Below are 20,168 nucleotides of genomic sequence, written 5' to 3' on the forward strand. Positions count from 1 at the left end.
TTGCCCGGACTCGCGCCCGACTGTGTCTTTGAGGTGCTACTGTATATATGCGTGCTGCGGATACTGCGAATTCTGGTGCCCTTTACGTGGATTGAACACGTGGCCTCTCCCTTACCAAGGGAGTGCTCTACCACTGAGCTAAAAGGGCTTATTGGGTACTGCCATTTGATGCCCTGCCTGCGCATCTGCATTGCAACAACACTGGAGCGGGTGAAGGGAATCGAACCCTCGTCGTAAGCTTGGAAGGCTTCTGCTCTACCATTGAGCTACACCCGCGAGGTATCGTTCATTTCACTTTTGCTACTCAGTCTCACCGCAACAACTTGGTGGAGGGGGCTGGATTCGAACCAGCGTACTCATAGAGAACAGATTTACAGTCTGTCGCCTTTAACCACTCGGCCACCCCTCCGCGAGGAACCGCAGAGTATGAAGCAACTTCTTCGACCTGTCAACCCTCCTACTGCATTTGGACCGCGTTATTTTGCGTCCTGAGGATGAACCGTCTGCTTCGGGGCGAGATTTTAACTGCACCGCGTGCGAAAGTGCAAGTGTTGTTTTTACGCTGAATGATTTCCTATACAATCGGCGGCGGATCGACCACCTTTCGACCGCCTTTCGACCCGCCTTTCGACCCACCGGGAGCCCCGCCGTTGAACACCAAGCAGCTCAATCGTCCCGGCCGCACCGCGGCGCTCAACCTGGCCCTGCTGGCCGCCTACGTGGTCGCCGGCCGCCTGGGACTGATGCTGGCGCTGCCGCCGGGTTACGCCTCCCCCATCTTCCTGCCCGCCGGCATCGCCCTGGCCGCCTGCGCCGTCGGCGGCGCGCGCCTGCTGCCGGCCGTCGCGCTGGGCTCGATGTGCGTCAACCTGGTGCATCCGTGGATGAGCGCCGGCGGCATCACCGGCACCGCCGTGCTCGGCGCGCTGGCGGCGGCCGCCGGCGCCGCGCTGCAGGCCTGGGTCGGCGCCACCCTGTTCCGCCGCGCCATCGACCCGGCCATCGGCTCCGGCGCCGACGTGGTGCGCTTCATCCTGCTGGCCGTCAGCGTCACCGTCACCAGCTGCACCGTCTCGCTGTCGGGCATGGTGCTGGCCGGCGCGCTGCGCGCCGACGCCCTGGTGGCCGACTGGCTGGCCTGGTGGATGGGCGACACCATCGGCATCCTGCTGGCCGCGCCGTTGACGTGGATCGTCATCGGCCGCCCGCGCGCGCTGTGGGAGCGCCGGCGCATGCTGGTGGGCCTGCCGCTGGTGCTGTCGGCCGCCGCCTTCATCGCCATCTACGTGCAGGCCGACAAATGGGAGAACAACCAGCAGCTGCAAACCTTCCGCCTCAAGGCGCAGCAGACCGGCGACCTGCTGCAGTCGCAGTTCAGCGAGCACGAACGCTTCATCTTCGCCATGGCCAAGGCGCTCAACGACCCGCGCCGCACGCTCAGCGCCGACGACTTCAGCAACCTGGCGCACGGCTACCTGGACCAGCGCCCGGAGCTGCTGTCGATGGCCTGGCTGATGCCGGTGCCCGGCGCCGAGCGCCACGCGTTCGAGGCCTGGGCGCGCCAGCACGTGGGGCCGGCGTTCGAGATCCGCGAGCGCTCGCTGACCGGCGCGCTGCGCACGGCGGCGCCGCGGCCGCGCTATTTCCCCGTCACGTTCGTCGAACCGGCCGAGGGGCGCGACTACGTCGGCCTCGATTTCCTGTCCGAGGACCAGCGCCGCGCCGCGCTGGAACGGGCGATCCAGTCCGGCCAGCCGACGGCGACGGCGCCGCTGCAGTTCGCCCGCACGCTGCCCGGCTACGGCCTGCTGCTACTGCAGACGGTCTACCCGGCCAGCGTGACGCACCAGGCGGTCGGCTCGCTGCTGATCGCGCTGCAGTTCGACGCCTACCTCGACCAGGCGCTCAAGCGCTCCGAGTTCGAGCACTTCCTGGTGCGCTTCGAGGACATGGACGACGACACCCCGGGGCGCGTGGTGCGCGACACCTTGCAGCGCGCGCCGGCGGCCGGCGACTTCCAGCACCAGTTGCACTTCGGCGGGCGCATCTACGAGCTGACCCTGGCGCCGACGCCGGCCTACCTGCAGCAGCAGCGCGGCTGGCAAAGCTGGACGGTGCTGACCGGCGGCCTGCTGCTGACCGGCCTGCTGGGCACCTTGATGCTACTCATCAGCGGCGAGCGCGCGCGCATCCAGGCCCAGGTCAAGGACAGCACGGCGCGCCTGCGCGAGCGCGAGGCCAGGCTGCAAGCGATCTTGAACAAGGCCGCCGACGCCATCCTCACCATCGACGGCGACGGCCTGCTGATGTCGGCCAACGCGGCGGCCGGACGGCTGTTCGGCTACACGCCCGAGCAGATGACGCGGCTGCGGCTCGAGCGCCTGATCCCGGTCGGCGTCGGCGAGGCCGACGGCCTCGACGCGGCCGGGCTGCTGCGCATGATCGCCTGCGGCGTCACCCACGACTACACGTTGACGGGCTGGCGCAGCGACGGCGGCGAGTTCCCGCTGGCGATCTCGGTGAGCGAGGTCGAGCTGCCCGACGAGCACCTGTTCGTCGCCATCCTGCACGACCTGACCGAGCAGCACGTGGCGCAGGAGCGCATCCACCGCCTGGCCCACCACGACACCCTCACGGGGCTGGACAACCGGCTGTCGCTGAACCTGCGCCTGGAGCAGCTGCTGGCGCAGACGCGCCGCGCGCACGGCACGGCGGCGCTGCTGTTCATCGACCTCGACCACTTCAAGAAGATCAACGACACCCACGGCCACCAGACCGGCGACCTGCTGCTGGTGGCGGTGGCCCAGCGCCTGCGCGAATTGATGCGCGAGGTCGACATCATCGCCCGCCTCGGCGGCGACGAGTTCATCGTCGTCACCGCCGGCACGGTGTCGCCGGACGACGTCTCCAACATCGCCGTGCGCATCGTCGACTCGCTGACGGCGCCCTACGCGCTGCAGGGCAAGACGGTGCACAGCGGCGCCAGCGTGGGGGTGGCGATGTTCCCGTCCGACGGCGAGGACGGCGGCACCCTGATGCGCCACGCCGACACCGCGATGTACGCGGCCAAGAGCCAGGGGCGCGGCAACTTCCAGTTCTTCTCGGCCGAGATGAACGCCGCCACCCACGAGCGCCTGCTACTGGAGAACCGCCTGTGGCAGGCGCTCGAGCAGGACGAGTTCGAGCTGTATCTGCAGCCGCAGGTGGAGCTGGCCACGCAGCGCGTGATCGGCGCCGAGGCGCTGCTGCGCTGGCACCATCCGGAGCTGGGCCTGGTGGGGCCGGACCGCTTCATCCCGATCGCCGAGGAGTCGGGCCTGATCCTGCCGCTGGGCGACTGGGTGCTCAAGCGCGCCACCGGGCTGCTGGCGGCGTGGCGCACGCCGGCGCTGGGGCACCTGCGGCTGGCGGTCAACCTGTCGGCGCGCCAGTGCCACGGCGCCGGCCTGCTGCCGCACCTGGACCAGCTGCTCGGCAGCCAGGGCATCGATCCGGCGCTGCTGGAGCTGGAGATCACCGAATCGGCGGCGATGCAGGACCCGGAGCGCAGCCGCGCGCTGCTGGTGGAACTACGCTCGCGCGGCATCAAGGTGGCGATCGACGACTTCGGCACCGGGTATTCGTCGCTCAGTTACCTGAAGCTGTTCGACATCGACCGCATCAAGATCGACCGCGGCTTCGTCAAGGACATCGAGACCGATCCGGACGACGCGGTGATCGTCGCGGCGACCATCGCGCTGGCCCATTCGCTGGGGCTGGGGGTGGTGGCGGAAGGCGTGGAGACCGAGGCGCAGAAGGAGTTCCTGCGCGCCAAGCGCTGCGACGAGGCGCAGGGCTATCTGTTCGCGCGGCCGATGCCGGCCGCGCAGTTCGAGGCGATGGTGAAAGAAGAAAACCAACGGCTCCACGTAGGGCGGATTAGCGCAGCGTAATCGGCCATTGCGTGCGCCGCCGGCGGCGCCGCGCCTATTCCGGCGTGCGCCCGATGGTCGGATCGCGCTCGATCAACTCCAGCAGCGAGGCCACCACCTCCGGATCGAACTGCTTGCCGGCGCGCTCGGTGATGTAGCTCATCACCTCGGTGTGCGGCCACGGCTCCTTGTACGGGCGCTCGTGCAGCAGCGAGTCGAACACGTCGACCACGGCGACGATGCGGGCGGCGATCGGGATGTCGGTGCCCTTGAGCTGGTTCGGATAGCCGTTGCCGTCGAAATGCTCGTGGTGGCCGCCGGCGATCGCCGCGCCGTACGTCAGGTAGCTGACGCCGTCGACCATGCCGGCGGCGCGCTCGAGGATCGCGCGCCCCACCGCCGCGTGGGTCTGCATCTCGGCGCGCTCCTCGGGCGTGTGCGCGCCCGGCTTGAGCAGGATGTGGTCCGGCGTGGCCACCTTGCCGACATCGTGCAGGATCGACGCCAGCCCGATCATCTCCAGCAGCTGCGGCGTGATCTCGTCCGGGTAGGAGCCGCGCTCGGCCAGGCGCGCCGCCAGCGACGACGACAGCAGCTGCACGCGCCGCACATGGCCGCCGGTGCCGCTGTCGCGGAACTCGGCCAGGTCGGCCAGCGCCACCACGGTGGCTTCCTGCGCCTTGCGCAACTGGCCGAACATGTACAGGTTGTCGAACGCCGCCGCGATGCGCTGGCAGAACACCTCGAGCAAATCGCGCTGGATCTGCGCCAGCGGCCACGGCGGCGTGACCGAGATGGCCACCTCGCGGTTTTCCTGGGTGTGGATGAACAACACGTTGGCCGGGTGGTCGAACTGGCTTTTCTTTTCGGCGAAGGCCTTGGCGATGGTCGGCCACAGCGGGTGGCCGCTCGGCATCAGCTCCGATTCGTTGAGCGCCGCGTAGCCGCCGGTGGCCGCCACCACGGTGGTGACGCCGGTGTCGCCCTGCATCAGGCACAGCACGCCGTCGGCGCCGACGTCGAGGATCGCGCTCACCTGGTTGAGCACGCCGGAGGCGAATTCGCGCAGCGAGTGGATCTGGTACAGGTTGGTGGCGCCGGCCAGGATCTTGCCCAGGCCGATGCGGCTGCGCTCGAGCATGTTGAGGCTCTCGTAGGCGCGCAGCGCCGAGATCACGGTGGTAAACAGCTTCTGCGTGGTCAGCTCGGTCTTGGCCTTGTAGTCGTTGATGTCGTATTCGATGATGACGCGCTGCTCGGGCGCCTGGCCCGGCTGGCCGGTGCGCAGCACCACGCGCACGATGGCGTTGTGCAGCTCCTCGCGGATGCGGCGCGCCAGGATCAGGCCGGCGTCGTCGGTCTCCATCACCACGTCGAGCAGCACCAGCGCGATGTCGGGCGTGTCGCGCAGGATGTCGAACGCCTCGCGCCCGCTGTAGGCGGAGAACAGTTCGAGCTCGCGGCCCTTGAAGCTGACGTTGCGCAGCGCCAGCCGGGTGACGGCGTGGACGTCGACGTCGTCGTCGACGATCAGCACGCGCCATTGGCGCTGCTCGGGAGCGCCCGCCCCCGCCTCCGGCTGGACGTCCTCGTCTTCGTCGATCAGCCAGTCGTCGTCTGAGGCGGTTGCGTCTGTCATACAGTCTCCTGGAAGGTGCGGCGTCCGGCCGCGCCGTGTGCCTTAGCTTGGGCTAGCATAATCAGATTCGTACCCTGTGACAAGCTTCTTAGAATCGATAGCAACAGCGTGCGGCTTTTTACTAAACGGCGCCGCGCCGGCGCTCGTCACGGCGGCGCGACTCTGATACTCTTGTAAGGCGGCTGTCGCCGGCGGAATCAACATTTCAAGGACCACAACAAGGCTACGCCCAGGCCCCCAGACAAGGACCATCGCCATGCAAGAAAACGCATCCGACATCGCCGGCCGGGAGTTCCTGGCCTTCACCCTCGGCTCGGAAGAATACGGCATCGACATCCTCAAGGTGCAGGAGATCCGCGGCTACGAGGCGGTCACCCGCATCGCCAACGCGCCCGAGTTCATCAAGGGCGTCATCAACCTGCGCGGCATCATCATCCCGGTGGTGGACATGCGCATCAAGTTCAACCTGGGCGAGCCGGTGTACGACCAGTTCACCGTCGTCATCATCCTCAACATCGGCGGCCGCGTGGTCGGCATGGTGGTCGATTCGGTCTCCGACGTGACCACCCTGACGCCCGAGCAGGTCAAGCCGGCGCCGGAGATGGGCACCGCCTTCAGCTCCGACTACCTGATCGGCCTGGGCACCATCGACGAGCGCATGCTGATCCTGGTAAACATCGACAAGCTGATGTCGAGCGACGAGATGGGCCTGATGGACACGGTGGCCAGCTGACGGCCGGCTAGTTGTTGAGCGAGGTGGCGCCCGCGGCGGCGGCGGCCGTGCGGCTGGGCGCGGCGACGGCGCCGGCGCAGCCGCCGCGGTTGGCGCCGGGCTCGAGGTTCTGGTAGCGGATCTCGTACTTGCCGTTGGCCAGTTTGTCGACCATCAGCTTGTCGTGCGCGCGCACGTAGGCGTAGCGCACGTTGGCGCGCCGCTCGACGTCGTAGACCTTGATGAACACGGCCGAGGCGTTGTTGCCGTTGTCGAGCATGAGCTGGATGTCGTCGCCGCGGTTGCCGACGGTGAAGCCCTCGAGATAGCCGGAGTTGGCCGGCCACGGCTCGCCGTTGGGCGCGACCAGGGTCTGGCTGTCGGCGTCGCAGTCGGGCGTCAGGCCCGGCAGCACGATCTGCGACATCGCCACCACCTTGACCGGGGCCCCCTTGGGCGCCGGCGAGGTGTCGGCCTCGGGGTAGAACGGCTGCTGCCCGGCCCAGACGTCGCGCGGCTCGGGCCGGGTGCGCTGCGGTTCGGCGCGGCTGGCGGCGGACGCGGCGCGCACCTTGCCGCCCAGCGCGGCCTCCAGCAGCGCCGACTCCGACACCATGGCGCCGCCGAGCCAGCCGACCACCAGGCAGCCGGCCAGCGCGCCCCACCACTTCCATTTGCGCAGCGGCGACGCCGCCGGCCGCGCGTCGTCGACCGCCTCGGCGCCCCAGCGGTCGGCGTCGTGGCGCGGGCGGTCGCCGCCGCGCTCGTCGTTGCGGGTGCTCTCGAGCCACTCGATCTCCCACTCCTCGGCGGCGATCCACTCGTCGTGCTCGCGGCGGCGCTGGGTGTCGGACAAGGTGTCGTAGGCGCTGTTGAGAATGGCCATGATGCGCGCAGCCTTCTCGTCCCCCGGATTTTTGTCCGGGTGGTATTTCTGGCTGAGGGCCTTGTAGGCGGCACGTATGACTTCCTGCGGCGCCATGCGCGACACCTTCAGGTTGTCATAATGTGTGTGTATCTTTCCCATTGTTCCAATATGGCTTAGCGGCGCTCGATCTTCCATCATAGCCGATCTTCGCGCCCGCATCGCGCCGATCGGCCGCGCGGCCGCTTTGCTTTTCCAGCTATTGTGCCATTTTGTCTACAAACGATGACTGCGGTCATGCATTGTGATGGCCTCGGGCAATGTTACGTTCTTTCCGACCACCAGCACCTTGAACAGCTCGCCCATTTCCGCCGGCGACAGCAGTTTTTGCACGGCGCCCGCCTGCGGCAGGTAGTGCAGCGTGTCGGCCGGGTCGGTGCGCAGCAGCAGCTCGCCGATGCCGGCGCCGATCAGGAAGGCGGCCTGGTTCAGGTAGGCCAGCACGCCGGCGCCGGCGTCCTGCGCCGCCAGCGCCATCGCCGTGAAGTCGACGTGGGCGGTGATGTCCTGCAGGCCCGGATAATAAAACGGGTCGGGATGGGCGTGGTGGCGGTAGTGGCACATCAGGGTGCCGGTGGCGCGCAGGTCCAGATAGTATTCGTGCGCGGGGAAGCCGTAATCGAACAGGAAGGCGGCGTTGGCGCCGCCGTTGCCCAGCATGCGCGCCAGCGTGGCCATGAAGCCGCAGGCCACGCCGTGCACCTCGGTGACGTAGCCGACCGGTAGCTCCGCGTGGCCGGCGACCTGGCGCTCGATGCGCGCCAGCAGTTCCGGCGCGGCCGGCGCCTCGAGCCAGTCGAAGCGGCCGTCGCGCACCGTCACCATCAGCTCGCGCCAGCCGTCCGGGTGGCGGGTGACCAGCTGCACCGGCATGGCGTCGAGCACCTCGTTGCCGAAGACGACGCCGTCGAACGCCTCGGGCAGGGCGTCGAGCCACGCCACCTGCGGGAAGGCGCGCAGCCGTTCGCGCTGGCGCGCGCGCAGCTCGCCGGACAGCTCGACGATGAAATAGCGCTCGACGGCGACGCCGTCGGCGGCCAGCGCGGTGAGCAGGTCGAACGCCAGCTGGCCGGTGCCGGCGCCGAATTCGAGGATGCGCGGCGCGCTTTGGGCGATAATAGCGGCTGCCACGCGGGCCAGCGCGGCGCCGAACAGCGGCGTCATCTCCGGCGCGGTTGTAAAATCGCCATCCTTGCCCAGTTTGGCGGAGCCGCCGCTGTAGTAGCCCAGGTCGGGCGCGTACAGGGCCAACTCCATGTAGCGGGCGAAGGAAATGGCGCCGTCGTGGCGTTCGATGTCGGCGGCGATCAGGCGTTGCAGGGCGTGGGACGCGGCCAGCGCGTCGCTAGAGGGTACGGGTAGGGACATACCGGCATTGTAGCGAATCGGGGCTTAACCCGCACGGCCAAGCGGGGTCGTACCCCGACGGGGTACGACCCCTAAGTGGTGACGCGTGCGCATCGCCAAACGCCTATGGGGTTTGGCCGGCGCGCGCCACCGACAATATTTTTGACATCGATTATGACGACAGCGCAGCACACTCCAAACCACATCCCGGCGGCCGGCGTCCGCGTCGCCCTCGTGACCGGCGCCGGACGCCGCATCGGCCGCGCCATCGCGCTCGGGCTGGCGCGCGCCGGCTGGGACGTGGCGGTGCACTACCGCGCCTCGGCCGACGAGGCGGCCCAGGTGGCGGCGCAGATCACCGCGCTGGGCCGGCGCGCCGTCACCTTGCAATGCGACCTGTCGGACGAGACGGCGGTGCGCGCGCTGCTGCCGCGCGCCATCGCCGCCCTGGGGCCGGTGCGCTGCGTGGTCAACAACGCCTCGCTGTTCGACTACGACAGCGCCGCCGACTTCACCGCCGCCCGGCTCGACGCCCACATGCGCGCCAACGTCGCCGCGCCGATTTTGCTGGCGCAGGCGCTGCACGCGGCCACCATCGGCGGCGGCGAGCCGGCCGCCGTCATCAATCTGCTCGACCAAAAACTGTACAATCTCAATCCGGATTTTTTGTCGTACACCCTGTCGAAGGCCGCGCTGCACACCGCCACGACGATGCTGGCGCAGCAGCTGGCGCCGGCGGTGCGGGTGGTCGGCATCGCGCCGGGCATCACGATGGTGTCCGGCGACCAGACCGAGGCCGGTTTCGCCAACGCGCACCAGCAAACCCCGCTGGGCCGTTCCAGCACCCCCGAGGACATCGCCGACAGCGTCGTCTACGCCGCCTCGGCGCGCGCGCTGACCGGCACCACCTTGCTGGTCGACGGCGGCCAGCACCTGGTGCCGCTGCCGCGCGACGTGATGTTCTTGGCTAAATGAGCTGGCCAAATGAGTTGGCCAACTGAGTTGGCCAAATAATTTAAATCGAAAGAAGGTAACCCCATGTTGTCCGCCCTGTCCCACCCGAGCCTGACCGACTGCCGCCGCCTGTTCCTGCGCAATTACGAAGTGCTGATCAACATCGGCGTGTACGAATTCGAGAAAAAGGGCGAGCAGCGGCTGCTGATCAACGTCGACCTGTACATCCCGCTGGCGGTGTCGACGCCGACCCACGACCAGCTCGACGAGGTGGTCGATTATGACTTCATCCGCGACACCATCGCCAAGCTGATGGCGCGCGGCCACGTGCAGCTGCAGGAAAGCCTGTGCGACGACATCGTGCGCGCGATGCTGGACCACCCGCGCGTGCGCGCCGCCCGCGTGTCGACGATGAAGCCGGACGTGTATCCGGACTGCGAAGGCGTCGGCGTCGAAGTATTCAAGATCAAGGACAACGTCTGATATGAACGCCCCACTGCACCTCCCGCAAGACCACCAGGCTCCGGCCACCGCGCCGGAGCGCGACCCGACCGACTCGCGCCGCTTCGAGCTGCTGCAAAAGAAGCTGCGCACGCAGACCGGCAAGGCGATCGTCGACTTCGACATGATCACCGAGGGCGACCTGGTGATGGTGTGCATGTCCGGCGGCAAGGACAGCTACACGATGCTCGACATCCTGATGCACCTGCGGAAAATCGCGCCCGTCAAGTTCGACCTGATCGCGGTCAACCTCGATCAAAAGCAGCCGGGCTTCCCGGAGCACGTGCTGCCGGCGTATTTCGAGAAGATCGGCGTGCCGTACAAGATCGTCGAGCAGGACACCTACAGCATCGTGACCGAGAAGATCGAGCCGGGCAAGACCACCTGCTCGCTGTGCTCGCGCCTGCGGCGGGGCATCCTGTACCGCACCGCCAAGGAGCTGGGCGCGACCAAGATCGCGCTGGGCCACCACCAGGGCGACATCCTCGAGACCTTCCTGCTCAATATGTTCTACGGCGGCACGATCAAGACCATGCCGGCCAAGCTGACCGCGGACGACGGCGAGAACGTGGTGATCCGCCCGCTGGCCTACTGCCGCGAGCAGGACATCGAAAAGTACGCCGGCAAGGTGGGCTTCCCCATCATTCCGTGCAACCTGTGCGGCTCGCAGCCCAATTTGCAGCGGCAGGCGATGAAGGAGATGCTGGCGACGTGGCAGCAGAAAAATCCGCTGTGGATCAAGAGCATGTTCACGGCGATGGGCAACATCAAGCCGTCGCACATGATGGACCGCGGGCTGTTCGACTTCAGCGCCAACGAGATGCGCGCGCCCGAGGGCGGCTTCAGTGGCGACATCCTGTTCGACAAGGACGAGAGCATCACGCTCGACGGCGTGAATGGCGCGTTCGCGATCCAAAGCGAAGTGCTCAAGCGGGCACCGTAACAGGCATATAATTAAAGCTGGTTCTTAACGGGAGTGCGTCATGACCGACCGCCTCAACATCGAAGTCGCGATGTCGTCCGAAATGAAGAGCGCGATAGATCAGATCGAGGCTTTGTCCGGCCAGCCCGTTGAATCGATAGCGGCGGACGCGCTGGCGCATTACGTCGCTTGGCGGGTGCCGCAACTACTTGATCTGCAGCAAGCCATCGTCGAGGCGGACAATGGGGAGTTCGCCTCGACGGACGAGGTCGACGAGTGGTTTTCCCGGTATGGCGCCTGACCTGCAGCCGCATTGGTCCCGCCGCGCCCTATCCGATCTGTCCAATATTGTCGATTTTGTGTCGATCGACAAGCCATTGGCAGCACGTAAACTGGCACAAGCCATCCGCGCCAAAACCGAGGCGCTGCGCACGAGTCCGCACTTGGGACGCGAGACAACGCCTGGCATTCGCGAGCTCATTGTCCACCGTCATTACCTGATTACTTACCGAATCAAATCCGATCGGATAGAAATACTTCAAATTTGGCACACCGCGCGGAAGCGCTAAGCTAACCTGCTGCCCTCCCGCGCGGTCCCCGCCCGGCTTAGAACTTCTGCGCCGTGCGCATCACCGGATACAGGTTGAAGCGCTCGTCCCACGACGCGTGGCGGCGCGCGAAGAACTCCAGGCGCGCCTGCTGGCTCTTGTTGAACTCCGCGTCGGTGTCGAGCTTTTTCTGGAACTCGGCGCGCAACGCCGGATCGGCCTCGAGCTGGTCGCGCGCGACATCCTCGGCCACATACTCCTCCATGTACTCCTTGCGCTCGAAGGCGTTATTGAACTCGCCCCAGGCCAGCAGCGAATCGGCGCCGCGCGGCTCGAGCATCGTCATCACCAGCCGCGCCTTGGGCTGCGCGATCGGCACGAACAGCGAACCCTTGGCCAGGCTGCGGCGCTCGCGGCCCCAGTCGCCCTCCACCGCCAGCGACTGCCGGCCTTCGAACGATTGCGCGCCAAACTTGGTCTTGGTGGCGCGGAAGGTCTCCACCTCCGCCGCCATCTGGTCGGCGCCCAGCACCTTGAACGCGATGCCGTGCTGTTTCAGCTTGGCCGCCACCCGGGCCGCGTCGGCCAGCGGCACCAGGTAGCCGCCCCTGGGCGCGGCCACCCGCAGATCCGGCACGATCTCGTCGCGCAGCGGCACGCTCCAGACCTGCGGCTTGCTCTCGTCGTAGTGCGTCATCAGGCCGCCCGACACCTCCGAATGGGAACGCGTGTATTCGTAGCCGGGGAACTCGATGGTCTTGGTGTTGTAGGTGGTGCGGTAGCTGAGCGGGATCTCGGCCCCCGCCAGCGCCGCCGCGCGCACGTCGGCGTCGCGCGCCATCTTCAGCCATTCCTGCCCGTGCGCGCCGACCTGCGCCAGCAGCGAGACGATGGTGTTGTGGGTGATGCGCACGCGGGTCGGATAGTCCTTCCACGAATGCGTCTCGACCAGCATGGCGAAGCGGTTACGCATCGGGAAGTAGCCGGTCGAGTAGCGCGGCGTGGCCATGCTGTCGACGAAGCCGGACGCCGGATCGTCGTCGACGGCGAACGAGATGTAGTACGGCTTCGGGTCCGAGCCCTGCGCCTTGAGGTCCGCCATCACCGCCGTCCGCAGCGCCAGGCCGGCCTGCTTCAGTTCCTCGTCGCCGCCGTGCACCGGCTCGACCTGGATCGACACGTCCGGCTGGAACTTGGCGCCGTCCGTCACGTGCAGGTCGATGTAGGCCAGCGGGTCCCAGGCGTTCACCAGCGCCAGCATGGCCTGCATCTCCGGCGCGTCGGCCTTGACGTAGTCGCGATTGAGGTTGTAGTTCTGCGCCGTGGTGCGCCAGCCCATCTCCACCGGGCCGCGCTGGTTCGGCCGGTTCCATTTGCCGAAGCGTTCGTGGCCGTCGACGTTGAACACGGGGACGAACAACAGCACCTGCTTGTCCAGCGCGCCGGGGGCGGCCTTGTTCTCGAGCGCCTCGCGCAGCGCCAGGAAGCCGGCGTCCTTGCCGTCGATTTCGCCGGCGTGGATGCCTCCCTGCACCAGCAGCACCGGCAGGCCGCGCTTTTTCGCCTGCTCGGCGGTCAGCGCGCCGCTGCGCGAGACGGCCAGCGCCAGCATCGGACGCCCTTCCGGCGTGCGGCCGAATTCGAAGCACCGCACCTGCTTCGGATACGCCTTCTGGAAGCGCGCGCACAGCTCGACCACCTCGTCGTAGCGGCCGGTGTTCTGGAATCCGGATCGCTCGGCGATGGTGCTCAGGGGGGATGACGGTGCGGCGGCCAGCGTGGTGGCGGAGGTGGTTGCGGCGAAGGCAAGCAGTATGGCGGAACGAATCATGGACAAGCTTCCAGCGTGGGGTTGATCGACCGGTGCCTGCGCCGGCACCGGATACGCTGGAAATTATAGTCGGCTTTGCGCGCTAGCGATTGCGGATCGCGATTTCCCTGACCTGCGGACGGACCAGCGTCATCGGACCGGAGACGGCGCCCGACGCGGCGCGCGCCCGGTTGGCCATCGGCTGCGCCGGGCAGATGCCGCTGTCGCGGTAGGCGAGCGCCGTCGATAGCAGGCGTTCGGCGGATTCGCCCAGCGCGTGATCGAGATCGTCGCCCACCCGGCAGGTCGGCTGGAAGCCGTCGGCGTAATCGCCGAAGCCCTTGTTGTTCGCGCCCTGCATCTGGATCGCGAAATAGGTGGTGCCGCAGTTATTCGCCGGGATGAAACCATATGGCTTGCCGCAGGTGTCGCCGCCGATCAGATTGACCTCGACGTCGATGCCGCGCAAGCCGTTGATCACCGATTCGCTGGCCGAGCAGGTGCCCGCCGTGGCCAGGATGGTGACGCGCTTGAGTCCCAGATACGGCAGCGCGGCGCCGCCGGCCAGCTGCGACGACTTGAAGCCGTAGGCCTTGGTGCGGAACATGTCCGGCGGCTGCGGCGTGGTCTTGTCGTTGTATTGCAGCTGTTCGAAGATCTTGCCGCTGGTGGCGGCCGGTCCCGCGATCATGTAGGCCAGCTCGTTGGCCACGGCCAGGTAGCCGCCGCCGTTGTAGCGCATGTCGAGCACCAGATCGACGACGTTGGCCGCCTTGAACGTGCCGATCGCCTTCGCCAGCTCGCTCTCGGAGAGTTGGTTGTGGTCGTCGAACTGCAGGTAGCCGACCTTGCCGGTCGGCGTGTCGATGGTCTTGACGTTTTGCACCGGAGGGTTGTCCACCTGCGCGGCCGTCAGGTTGACCGTCAGCGGCACTCCGGCGCGCGTCAGCACGAGGCGGTGCGCCTCGCCGGCGGCGGCCGGAAACAGGCCGGCGTTGAGCCGCGCCACGCCATCGACGGTGTTGTCGGTCAGCGCCACGCCATCGACCGACGAGAGACCGTCGCCACGGCGCATGCCGGCCAGCGCCGCCGGCGAGGATGGGGCCACCATCGCCACCGCCCAGACGCGCGGCGCCGCCGGGTCGGCGTTGCGCGACCACGTCACGCCGTAGCCGACCTCCGTGCCGGAGCTCGACAAGCCTTCCCACGCCTCGGTCGGATAGGTGAAGTGGAAGCGGTCCTTGGCGCGGCCGGAGGCGGTGCTCGCCCACGTCTTGTAGTCATCGAAGAAGTCGACCGCGCGCGTGTAGTCTTCCAGGCGCAGACCGGTGGGCAGCTCGCGGTACCACAGATAGGTCTCGCCGTAGAAGGAGCGCAGCCACTTCAACTCGTCCATCAGCGTGCCTTGCGCGTCGGCATGGCCGGCGCGCGGCCGCTCGCAGCGGTTGGCCAGCGCCAGCCAGTCGGGCGGATTGTTGGGATCGATCACCGGCGGGCCGGCCGGCGGCGTCGACGGCGGGGGATCGGTGGCGGGCGGGGTCGGCGGGTTGACGACCGGTGGCGGGGTGACGACGACCGGCGGCGGGGTGCTGGCGGCAGGGCTGTCGCCGCCACCGCCGCCGCATGCGGACAGCAGCGCCAGCGACGTTGCGGCCGCCGCCGCCCAAAGTATGGAATGTTTTTTCATGGGAACATTATAGTCGCTTCCCGCGCCTTGCATGTCAGTAAAGCAACCCAATTTTACAATTCAAGCCTGCAGGTCGGCGTCGTCGCGGAACAGGCCGGCCAGCCAGGCGGCGAACACGCCCAGCCGCGGCGACGCCATGCGCCCCTGCGGATAGAGCAGCGAGATGGGCATCGGCGTGGGCGGCGTATCGCCCAGCACCTCGACCAGCGCGCCGCTGGCCAGGTGATGGCGCACCTGGTAGCGCGCCGCCTGGATCAGGCCCATGCCCTGCAGCGCGCAGAGGATGTAGGCGTCCGGATCGTTGACCGCGATGGCGCCGCGCACCGCCATCGTCACCACCCGGCCGTCGGTGACGAAATCCCAGTCGAACGGGCGCCCGGTGCGGCCGGAGAAATGCGTCACGCCGCGGTGCGCGTGCAGGTCGTCGAGCGTGCGCGGCGTGCCATGGGCGGCCAGGTAGGCCGGCGCGGCGCAGGTCAGAAAGCCCATGCTGCCGATGCGCCGCCCGATCATCGACGAATCGGGCAAATCGCCCACGCGCAGCGAGCAGTCCAGCCCTTCCCGCGTCAGATCCTTCACCTGCTCGCTCAGCGAGACGACCAGGTCGATGTCCGGATAGTCGCGGCAAAAGGCGGCGATATGCGGCATCACCAGATTGCGGCCGACGGCGCCGGGCAGCTCCACCCGCAGCCGGCCTTTGGGCTTGGCCGTGCCCTGGCCGCGGAACGCGCCCTCGGCGTCCTCCACCGCCTGCAGGATATCGAGGCATTTCTTGAAGTAGTCGGCGCCGTCGGGCGTGAGCGACAGGCGGCGCGTGGTCCGCTGCAGCAGCCGGGTGCCGAGGAAGGCCTCCAGCTTGTTGATCGTCGCCGTCAACGCGGCGCGCGGCAGATCGAGCGTCTCGGCCGCCTTGGTGTAGCTATTGGCCTCGACGATCCGCACAAACACCTGCATGGCTTTCAAGCGATCCATGATTGTTCATATAAAGTGAAAAGTATGGGCGCATTATGCCCTAATTATCTTTGCCCCCGTTTTGCCTACACTTGGCCCATCGACCTACCATCCATGGAGCCATCATGAGCAAAACCGAACAAAACGACATCAGCCCCGGCATGGTGCTGCTGCTGGCCGCGGCGACGGGCCTGATCGTCGCCAATCTGTATTACGCGCAAACGCTGGTCGGCCCGATCAGCGCGGCCACCGGCCTGTCGCCCGGGGCGGCGGGCCTGATCGTCACCTTGACGCAGATCGGCTACACCCTCGGCCTGCTGTTCGTCGTCCCGCTGGGCGACCTGCTGGAAAACCGCCGCCTGATCTTCGGCGGCCTGCTGTTCACATCGGCGATGCTGGTGCTGGCCGCGTTCAGCACCAGCGCGTGGCTGTTCCTGACCGCCGCGCTGGGCATCGGCCTGGGATCGGTGGCGGCGCAGATCATCGTGCCGTTCGCCGCGCACCTGTCGAAGGAATCGACGCGCGGCCACACGGTGGGCAAGGTGGTCAGCGGCCTGCTGCTGGGGATCATGCTGGCGCGCCCGGTCGCCAGCCTGGTGGCCGACGCCAGCAACTGGCACGTCGTCTTCGGCGGCGCCGCGCTGATCGTGCTGGCCGTGGCGCTGGTGCTGCGCGCCAAACTGCCGCCGCGCGCGCCGGCGTCTAACCTCACGTACGCGGCGCTGATGGCGTCCTTGTGGCACCTGTTCCTGCGCACGCCGCTGCTGCGCCGCCGCGCCGCCTACCACGCCGGCCTGTTTGGATCGTTCAGTTTATTCTGGACCGTCACGCCGCTGATGCTGGCCGGTCCGCAATTCCACCTGTCGCAGACCGGCATCGCCATCTTCGCGCTGGTCGGCATGGCCGGCGCGGTGGCCTCGCCGATCGCCGGCCGCCTGGCCGACGCCGGCCACACGCTGATGGCGACGGCCGCCGCGCTGGCGCTGGGGGTGGTCGGGTTCGCGCTGCCGATGATCGCGCCGGAATCGCGCAACGTCGCCCTGGCGATGCTGGTGGTGGCCTCGATCGTGCTCGATATGGGCGTGGCGGCCAACCTGGTGCTCGGCCAGCGCGCCATCTTCACCTTGGGCGCGGAGGTGCGCAGCCGCTTGAACGGCGTGTACTTCGCGCTGTTCTTCGCCGGCGGCGCGCTCGGTTCGGCGCTGGGCGGCTGGATGTACGCCACGCACGGCTGGCACGCGGCGCTGCTGACCGGGATGGCCTTCCCCGGCATGGCGCTGGTGTATTGGGTGACGGAGTATGCGGGCCACGCCGCCGGGCAGCGCAAGGCGGCCTAAAAAACCCGAAAACCCGGAAACCCGGAAACCACGTAGGGCGGATTAGCCGGAACGGCGTAATCCGCCAATGCGTCAGGAACCGAAATGGTAATTCAGCTCCACCCATCCTTGACGTCCGACGGGGCTGTAATTCCCCACCGGATAATACGGCCAGCCGCCGCTGGTATCGCTCTTAACCTTGTTGAACAGGTTATTGACCGCCACCGAAACGGTGGTACGCGTATTCAAACGATACACCACGCTGGCGTTGACCAACGTGGTTGGCGTCAGATAAGCCTCCCCCGCGCCATTGGGCACCTTGCTATAGCGTTGCAGAAACAGCGTGTTCGACCACTTCTCCAGATTCCACGTCAAACTGGCATTGAGCTTGTCGCGCCAATCGGGGTTGGTCAGGTCATTCAAGTCGTCGTTCAACGGATCGCCGGCGAACTGGCGCGACTTCTTGTCCAGGGTCTTCGAATAATTCAGCTTCGAGATGAACTGGCCCCAAGCCGTGGTGCGCAGCACATACTTGGCGCTGACATCGATCCCGTTCACGCTGGTGGACGCCGCGTTGATCGGATTGACCGTGATCTGGCGGATCTCACCCGGCTTGTTCAATGCCGTCAGCGGATTACGCTCGATGCGGGCGATGGCATCGGCGCAGGTGGGCGACGTCAGGTCGCCGGCGATGCGGCAATCCGACTCGTCGCGCAGCAGCTTGTCGGCGCTCAGATTGGTCACCAGGTCGTCGATCTTGATGTTCCAGTAGTCGAGCGTCACATCGAAGTCCGCGCTGGGCGACCACACCAGCCCCAAGCCCGTCGAACGGCCCCGCTCCGAGCGCAGATCCTTGCTGCCGTTTTGCACGTAATCGGCGCCCGGCGAGACGTTGGCGAACTCGCAGTCCGCCACCGGCTGGCCGGCCTTGGCGCAGCGATAGTAGTCGGTGGTCGACGAATAGTAGCCGGTGCCGCGCGCCTTGAAGATGTAGTTCATGTCCGGCGCGCGGAAGCTGGTGGCGTAGTTGCCGCGCACCAGCAGCTGTTTGACGGGACGCCATTCCAGCCCGGCGTTGTAGGTGGCCTTGCCGTCGTCGCGGCCGGCGAAGCTGTACCGGTCATAGCGTCCGGCCAGGGTGGCCGACAATTGCGGCAGCAGCGGCACGCTCGCCTCCACCCCCACCGCGAAACGCTTGCGGGTACCGGCGGTGACGTCGGCCGGCGGCGCGAGGTTGAAGTAGCCGGCGTTGATGCGTTCATCCGGCCGGTTCGAGAAGCCCTGCTTGCCCAGCTCCGCCACCGCCGCCAGGTTGACCGGGCCGGCCGGTAGCGTGAACGCCTCGCCGTTGGCGGTCACGCCGAGGGTGTTGGTCCACGACTTGTCGTCGCTGTGTGTGAAGCCGGTGATGCTGTCGAATTCGGCCGGCGTCAAACGGCGCGTCAGGCGCGCCTGGTCGGGCGCGTAGATCGCCACGCCGTCGGCATCGAAGCCCTGTTGCGGGCCAAGGAAGAAGCTATCGATGGTGGCCAGCGCGCGCGGCGCCTTGGCCTGGCTTTTGTACAACGAGGCCGAGTAGGACGCCTCGTAACGCCAGCTGCCGGCCAACTGGCCCTTGGCGCCGAACGACAAGGAACTGGACTGGTCGTCCCAGGTGCGGTTGTAACGATCGACGCCGCCCATTTCCTCCGGCGAGATGTATTTGTTCCACGCCTCGTAGTTGCCGGTGTTCTGGTTCAGGAAATAGGCGTCGGTGAGCGAGCGCGAGGTCCACGACGGGCCGCGCGTGTTGTTCGAGCTGCGGTTCTGGCCGAACAAGCCCTCGACGAACAGGGTGGTGCTCGGCGAGAGCTCGTAGTTGGCGCTGCCGAACGCGTTCTGGCTGCTGTTTTTGGTCTGCGTGGTCCAGTAGGTCGGGCCGACATTCGGGCTGGCACAATAGCTGCCGGTCTTGGCGCTGTACTTGACGGCGCTGCCGTTGAAGACGTCGCCCAGGCCGGCGCAGGCGTCGCCCAGATCGACGTAGCGGCCGGCGCTGACGTTGCGCCGCCCCAGGATCGAGGTTGGCGCCACGCCGGTTTTGCTGCTCATGAAGTCGCGGTCGCGGCTCCACAACGGATCGCGCTCCAGCAGTTCGACGCTGAACAGGGCGGTGAGTTTGTCGACCGTGTGGCCGCCGGTGAACTGCAGCCGCTTGTCGCCGCCGCCGCCGCGCGAGGTGCCGCCCGCTTTCAGGTTGATATCGTAGCCGTCGGCCTGTTTTTTCAGGATGATGTTGACCACGCCGGCGATCGCGTCCGAGCCGTAGATGGCGGAGGCGCCGCCGCTGAGGATCTCGATGCGGTCGACCACGCCGGACGGGATGTTGGCCAGGTTGGTGAAGTTGACCGTGCCGTCGTAGGCGATCGGGAAGTCCGCCATGCGCCGGCCGTTGAGCAGCACCAGCGTGTGGTTGGGACCCAGCCCGCGCAGGCTGATGGTGTTGGCCGACGGCGTGAACGTGTTGCCGAAGTCGGCGCCCTGGGTGAAGCCGCTGTTCTGGGCCTGGTTGTTCAAGGCGTCGAAAACGTTGCGGTAACCTTGTTTGGTGATCTCGTCGCCGGTGATGACGGTGACGGCGGAAGGGCCTTCGAGCGTGGCGCGCGGGATGCGCGAGCCGGTGATGACGACCGCGGGCGGGCTCAGGGTCTCCGAGCCGGCCGTCTGCGCGCTGGAGGAGCCGGCCGCGCCGCACAGCAGCGCGATAGCGCCCGCCGCCAGCGGATTCAATTTAAATGGTGTTTGCACTGAAGTGATCCGATTGAAGGTGAGGATGCCATATTATCAACAATCGCGGGGAGAAGGAAAGAACGAATCCGCACAAGCTTATGCGTTATTTCGGCGCGAAAGCCGGCTACGCTCCGGCGCTGCTCTACAATCGCGCTACACCGGCCCGCGCGCCGGCA

15 protein-coding genes and 3 tRNA genes are annotated in these 20,168 nt (G+C 67.1%); 8 read left to right on the plus strand and 10 right to left on the minus strand.

The window, feature by feature from the left end:
- Positions 1–73: 73 nt before the first annotated feature.
- The 3 genes from JOD97_RS17360 to JOD97_RS17370 all read right to left on the minus strand — a co-directional run bounded on the left by JOD97_RS17360 (position 74) and on the right by JOD97_RS17370 (position 409).
- Positions 74–148: transfer RNA gene (locus JOD97_RS17360), tRNA-Thr, on the minus strand.
- A 54-nt stretch (positions 149–202) separates the two neighbouring features.
- A tRNA-Gly gene (locus JOD97_RS17365) sits at positions 203–276 on the minus strand.
- 48 nt (positions 277–324) lie between these two features.
- Positions 325–409, minus strand: a tRNA-Tyr gene (locus JOD97_RS17370).
- A gap of 241 nt (positions 410–650) precedes the next feature.
- Between JOD97_RS17370 and JOD97_RS17375 the strand changes: the two genes are divergently transcribed.
- Complete coding sequence (locus tag JOD97_RS17375) at positions 651–3,932, plus strand: EAL domain-containing protein (protein ID WP_229264545.1); 3,282 nt, start codon at positions 651–653, stop codon at positions 3,930–3,932.
- 34 nt (positions 3,933–3,966) lie between these two features.
- On the opposite strand, the gene JOD97_RS17380 is transcribed toward JOD97_RS17375, so the two are convergent.
- Positions 3,967–5,550 (minus strand): DUF3369 domain-containing protein, encoded by a 1,584-nt coding sequence (locus tag JOD97_RS17380; protein WP_209720684.1) that lies wholly within the window; start codon positions 5,548–5,550, stop codon positions 3,967–3,969.
- A 256-nt stretch (positions 5,551–5,806) separates the two neighbouring features.
- Here JOD97_RS17380 and JOD97_RS17385 point away from each other — a divergent pair, with 256 nt between their 5' ends.
- Positions 5,807–6,283, plus strand: a complete 477-nt coding sequence (locus JOD97_RS17385; RefSeq protein WP_209720687.1) for a chemotaxis protein CheW — start codon at positions 5,807–5,809, stop codon at positions 6,281–6,283.
- Positions 6,284–6,290: 7 nt separating this feature from the next.
- On the opposite strand, the gene JOD97_RS17390 is transcribed toward JOD97_RS17385, so the two are convergent.
- Both JOD97_RS17390 and JOD97_RS17395 read right to left on the minus strand, forming a co-directional pair.
- A complete protein-coding gene (locus JOD97_RS17390; protein WP_209720690.1) occupies positions 6,291–7,289 on the minus strand; it encodes a J domain-containing protein in 999 nt (332 codons plus the stop codon).
- 114 nt (positions 7,290–7,403) lie between these two features.
- Complete coding sequence (locus JOD97_RS17395) at positions 7,404–8,555, minus strand: class I SAM-dependent methyltransferase (RefSeq protein ID WP_209720693.1); 1,152 nt, start codon at positions 8,553–8,555, stop codon at positions 7,404–7,406.
- 153 nt (positions 8,556–8,708) lie between these two features.
- Here JOD97_RS17395 and JOD97_RS17400 point away from each other — a divergent pair, with 153 nt between their 5' ends.
- The 5 genes from JOD97_RS17400 to JOD97_RS17420 all read left to right on the plus strand — a co-directional run bounded on the left by JOD97_RS17400 (position 8,709) and on the right by JOD97_RS17420 (position 11,480).
- A complete protein-coding gene (locus JOD97_RS17400) occupies positions 8,709–9,509 on the plus strand; it encodes an SDR family oxidoreductase (RefSeq protein WP_209720697.1) in 801 nt (266 codons plus the stop codon).
- A 63-nt stretch (positions 9,510–9,572) separates the two neighbouring features.
- Positions 9,573–9,971, plus strand: a complete 399-nt coding sequence (locus JOD97_RS17405; RefSeq protein ID WP_090325667.1) for a dihydroneopterin aldolase — start codon at positions 9,573–9,575, stop codon at positions 9,969–9,971.
- Position 9,972: 1 nt separating this feature from the next.
- Positions 9,973–10,932: a tRNA 2-thiocytidine(32) synthetase TtcA gene (gene ttcA / locus JOD97_RS17410; protein ID WP_209720700.1), complete on the plus strand. Its 960-nt coding sequence runs from the start codon at positions 9,973–9,975 to the stop codon at positions 10,930–10,932.
- Between the two features lie 40 nt (positions 10,933–10,972).
- Positions 10,973–11,212 (plus strand): CopG family ribbon-helix-helix protein, encoded by a 240-nt coding sequence (locus JOD97_RS17415; RefSeq protein ID WP_209720702.1) that lies wholly within the window; start codon positions 10,973–10,975, stop codon positions 11,210–11,212.
- Positions 11,202–11,480, plus strand: a complete 279-nt coding sequence (locus JOD97_RS17420) for a type II toxin-antitoxin system RelE/ParE family toxin (RefSeq protein WP_209720706.1) — start codon at positions 11,202–11,204, stop codon at positions 11,478–11,480. Before JOD97_RS17415 ends, JOD97_RS17420 begins: the two co-directional genes overlap by 11 nt.
- A 37-nt stretch (positions 11,481–11,517) precedes the next feature.
- Here JOD97_RS17420 and JOD97_RS17425 read toward each other — a convergent pair whose 3' ends face one another.
- The 3 genes from JOD97_RS17425 to JOD97_RS17435 all read right to left on the minus strand — a co-directional run bounded on the left by JOD97_RS17425 (position 11,518) and on the right by JOD97_RS17435 (position 15,928).
- Positions 11,518–13,290, minus strand: coding sequence for a M14 family metallopeptidase (locus JOD97_RS17425; RefSeq protein ID WP_209720709.1), 1,773 nt, complete (start codon positions 13,288–13,290; stop codon positions 11,518–11,520).
- Between the two features lie 82 nt (positions 13,291–13,372).
- Positions 13,373–14,956, minus strand: a complete 1,584-nt coding sequence (locus JOD97_RS17430; protein ID WP_209720712.1) for a S41 family peptidase — start codon at positions 14,954–14,956, stop codon at positions 13,373–13,375.
- A 60-nt stretch (positions 14,957–15,016) separates the two neighbouring features.
- A complete protein-coding gene (locus JOD97_RS17435; RefSeq protein ID WP_209720716.1) occupies positions 15,017–15,928 on the minus strand; it encodes a LysR family transcriptional regulator in 912 nt (303 codons plus the stop codon).
- Positions 15,929–16,032: 104 nt separating this feature from the next.
- On the opposite strand from JOD97_RS17435, the gene JOD97_RS17440 reads away from it, so the two are divergent.
- Complete coding sequence (locus JOD97_RS17440; RefSeq protein ID WP_209720719.1) at positions 16,033–17,244, plus strand: MFS transporter; 1,212 nt, start codon at positions 16,033–16,035, stop codon at positions 17,242–17,244.
- 72 nt (positions 17,245–17,316) lie between these two features.
- Here the strand turns inward: JOD97_RS17440 and JOD97_RS17445 are convergent, their stop codons facing one another.
- Complete coding sequence (locus tag JOD97_RS17445; RefSeq protein ID WP_373999884.1) at positions 17,317–20,010, minus strand: TonB-dependent receptor plug domain-containing protein; 2,694 nt, start codon at positions 20,008–20,010, stop codon at positions 17,317–17,319.
- Positions 20,011–20,168 lie beyond the last annotated feature (158 nt).

The organism is Duganella sp. 1411, from assembly GCF_017833525.1.
In the GTDB taxonomy this organism is placed as follows: Bacteria; Pseudomonadota; Gammaproteobacteria; order Burkholderiales; family Burkholderiaceae_D; genus Rugamonas.

What these genes read in the sequence shown, in the direction of transcription:
- JOD97_RS17380 (WP_209720684.1), bottom strand. Translation starts at nt 5,550, where the DNA reads ATGACAGACGCAACCGCCTCAGACGACGACTGGCTGATCGACGAAGAC.
- JOD97_RS17385 (WP_209720687.1), top strand. Translation starts at nt 5,807, where the DNA reads ATGCAAGAAAACGCATCCGACATCGCCGGCCGGGAGTTCCTGGCCTTC.
- JOD97_RS17390 (WP_209720690.1), bottom strand. Translation starts at nt 7,289, where the DNA reads ATGGGAAAGATACACACACATTATGACAACCTGAAGGTGTCGCGCATG.
- JOD97_RS17395 (WP_209720693.1), bottom strand. Translation starts at nt 8,555, where the DNA reads ATGTCCCTACCCGTACCCTCTAGCGACGCGCTGGCCGCGTCCCACGCC.
- JOD97_RS17400 (WP_209720697.1), top strand. Translation starts at nt 8,709, where the DNA reads ATGACGACAGCGCAGCACACTCCAAACCACATCCCGGCGGCCGGCGTC.
- JOD97_RS17405 (WP_090325667.1), top strand. Translation starts at nt 9,573, where the DNA reads ATGTTGTCCGCCCTGTCCCACCCGAGCCTGACCGACTGCCGCCGCCTG.
- ttcA (WP_209720700.1), top strand. Translation starts at nt 9,973, where the DNA reads ATGAACGCCCCACTGCACCTCCCGCAAGACCACCAGGCTCCGGCCACC.
- JOD97_RS17415 (WP_209720702.1), top strand. Translation starts at nt 10,973, where the DNA reads ATGACCGACCGCCTCAACATCGAAGTCGCGATGTCGTCCGAAATGAAG.
- JOD97_RS17420 (WP_209720706.1), top strand. Translation starts at nt 11,202, where the DNA reads ATGGCGCCTGACCTGCAGCCGCATTGGTCCCGCCGCGCCCTATCCGAT.
- JOD97_RS17425 (WP_209720709.1), bottom strand. Translation starts at nt 13,290, where the DNA reads ATGATTCGTTCCGCCATACTGCTTGCCTTCGCCGCAACCACCTCCGCC.
- JOD97_RS17430 (WP_209720712.1), bottom strand. Translation starts at nt 14,956, where the DNA reads ATGAAAAAACATTCCATACTTTGGGCGGCGGCGGCCGCAACGTCGCTG.
- JOD97_RS17435 (WP_209720716.1), bottom strand. Translation starts at nt 15,928, where the DNA reads ATGGATCGCTTGAAAGCCATGCAGGTGTTTGTGCGGATCGTCGAGGCC.
- JOD97_RS17440 (WP_209720719.1), top strand. Translation starts at nt 16,033, where the DNA reads ATGAGCAAAACCGAACAAAACGACATCAGCCCCGGCATGGTGCTGCTG.